Consider the following 2,260-nt stretch of genomic DNA (forward strand, 5'->3'; position numbering starts at 1 on the left):
TAAAACAAAAATTTTCGTCTCATATGCTTTTTTTTTTGGGGGGGGGGAGTGGGCTGCGGCCTGCGCGCGCCGGCCCGCCCCCGCCGCCGTGGGGGGGCACGGGCGTGCCGGCTCCGAACCCCTTCCCGGGCTGCGCGCTTGGTGTGGACCCGGTCAGTCATCTGGAGGCCTCCATGAGCGCCCATCACCCCATCGCGATCATCGGCGGAGGTCTCGGCGGCCTCACCGCCGCCCGCGTCCTGCACGTCAACGGCATCCAGGCCGCGATCTTCGAACTGGAAGCGTCTGCCGCGTCCCGCACCCAGGGCGGCATGCTCGACATCCACGAGGAGAACGGTCAGAAGGCGCTGCACGCCGCGGGCCTCTACGAAGACTTCCTGAAGATCGTCCACGAGGGCGGTCAGGAGATGCGCCTGGTCGGCCCGGACGCCACCGTCCACGTCTCGGAGAAGGACGACGGCACCGGCGGCCGCCCGGAGGTGGACCGCGGCGACCTGCGTGACCTGCTGCTGAACTCGCTGCCCGACGGCACGATCCACTGGGGCAGGAAGGTCACCGGTGCCCGGGCACTGGGCGACGGCCGCCACGAGGTGACATTCACCGACGGCTCCGCCATCACCACCGACCTCCTGATCGGCGCCGACGGCGCCTGGTCCCGCGTAAGGCCGCTGCTCTCCGACGCCACGCCCGCCTACACCGGTATCTCCTTCGCCGAGACCGACCTGTACGACGCCGACACCCGCCACCCGCGCAGCGCCGCCGTCATCGGAGGCGGCTTCTTCGTCAGCCTGGGCAGCCAGTGCGGCTTCCTCGCGCACCGCGAGACCGACGGCAGCTTCCACATCTACGCCGCGCTGAAGGCGGACGAGGGCTGGCTCGACACCATCGACTTCACCGATCTCGCCGCCGCCAAGACCGCCGTCCTCGCCCACTTCGAGGGCTGGCACGAGGATCTGCGAGCCCTGGTCGCCGACGCGGACACGATCACCCCGCGCCGCATCCACGCCCTGCCGGTCGGACACCGCTGGGAGCGGATCCCGGGCGTGACGCTCCTCGGTGACGCCGCCCACGTGATGTCCCCCTTCGCCGGAGAGGGCGCCAACCTGGCTATGCTCGACGGCGCCGAACTCGCCGAGGCGCTCGCCGCCCACCCCGGCGACACCGAAGCCGCGCTGATCGCCTACGAACAGGCCCTCTTCCCGCGCAGCGAGGCGTCCGCCGCCGAGTCCGCCGCCAGCCTGGAGACGATGTTCGGCGACCGGGGACTGGAGCAGATGATCGAGTTCTTCACCACCGGACCGGCAGCCCAGTGACCGCCGCGGACAGCACCACCGACACCATCCACGCGATCCAGTAGGAAGCATGGCCGCGCCCGCACCGCGCACCGTCACCACACGGTCTGGCCTCGACGTGACCGTGCGGGAGGCCGGAGAGGGCGGCCCGGTACTCGTCCTGCACGGCGCGCCCGGCCCCGCCAGCATCATCCCCTCGTCGACCACCTCGCCACCGGGCACCGGGTCCTGGCACCGACCCGTCCTGGCTGGGACGACACGGGTCGACCCGACATGCTCAGCTCCGTGGCCGCCCTCGCCGCCGCCTACCACAACCTGCTCGACCAGCACGGCCTGGACGACGTCACTGTGGTCGGTACCTCCTTCGGCGGCTGGGTCGCCGCCCGGATGGCCGTGGACGACCACGTCGGACGCGTCTCCCGGTTCGTCCTCATAGACGCCATCGGGCCCAAGATCCCGGACCATCAGGTCAACCCGCCCAGCGGGTCGCCCTCCGGCGCCAGCGCGCCGGCGGCACGAAGCAGTCCGCCCGCGCAGATGTTCGCCACCCTGCATGCCTACACCGGCCCGGACGTGCACGAGGCGGAACTACTTCCCCGCTTCTCCGCCGTCACCTGCCCCGTCCTGGTGATCTGGGGTGTCAACGACACGGTCGTCACCCCCGATTTCGGCCGCGACTACGCAGCCGCGTTCCCGCGCGTGCGTTTCGAACTCGTCCCTGGCGGGGGGCACCTGCCCATCCGCGAGGACCCCGAGGCCGTCTTCACCGCCCTCGACCGCTTCCTCGCCGAGCCCACCGCCTGAACCGCCCGACAAGCGCTCCGCCCGGCATCGGCCCGGACCGTCCACGTCCTTTCACCCCGTCCGGCGCGGGGGGGGCGCGGCGCGCCCGCCCCCCCCCCCGGGGGCGCCACCCCCCGGGAAGCCCCACAACACCCCGCGGGAGAGCGCGGGTGGTGTGTGTTGAA

General features: G+C 71.7%; 2 protein-coding genes. Both read left to right on the top strand.

Annotated elements, in window-relative coordinates; translation table 11 throughout:
• The first annotated feature begins 173 nt into the window (after positions 1-173).
• Positions 174-1,313 carry an FAD-dependent oxidoreductase gene (locus ACFW2E_RS45555; RefSeq protein WP_384477702.1) on the top strand — a complete coding sequence of 380 codons (1,140 nt, stop codon included), beginning with the start codon at positions 174-176 and terminating at the stop codon, positions 1,311-1,313.
• Positions 1,314-1,520: 207 nt separating this feature from the next.
• Complete coding sequence (locus ACFW2E_RS45560) at positions 1,521-2,096, top strand: alpha/beta fold hydrolase (protein WP_384477705.1); 576 nt, start codon at positions 1,521-1,523, stop codon at positions 2,094-2,096.
• Positions 2,097-2,260 lie beyond the last annotated feature (164 nt).

This window comes from Streptomyces sp. NPDC058964 (assembly GCF_042741275.1).
Classification (GTDB): Bacteria; Actinomycetota; Actinomycetes; order Streptomycetales; family Streptomycetaceae; genus Streptomyces.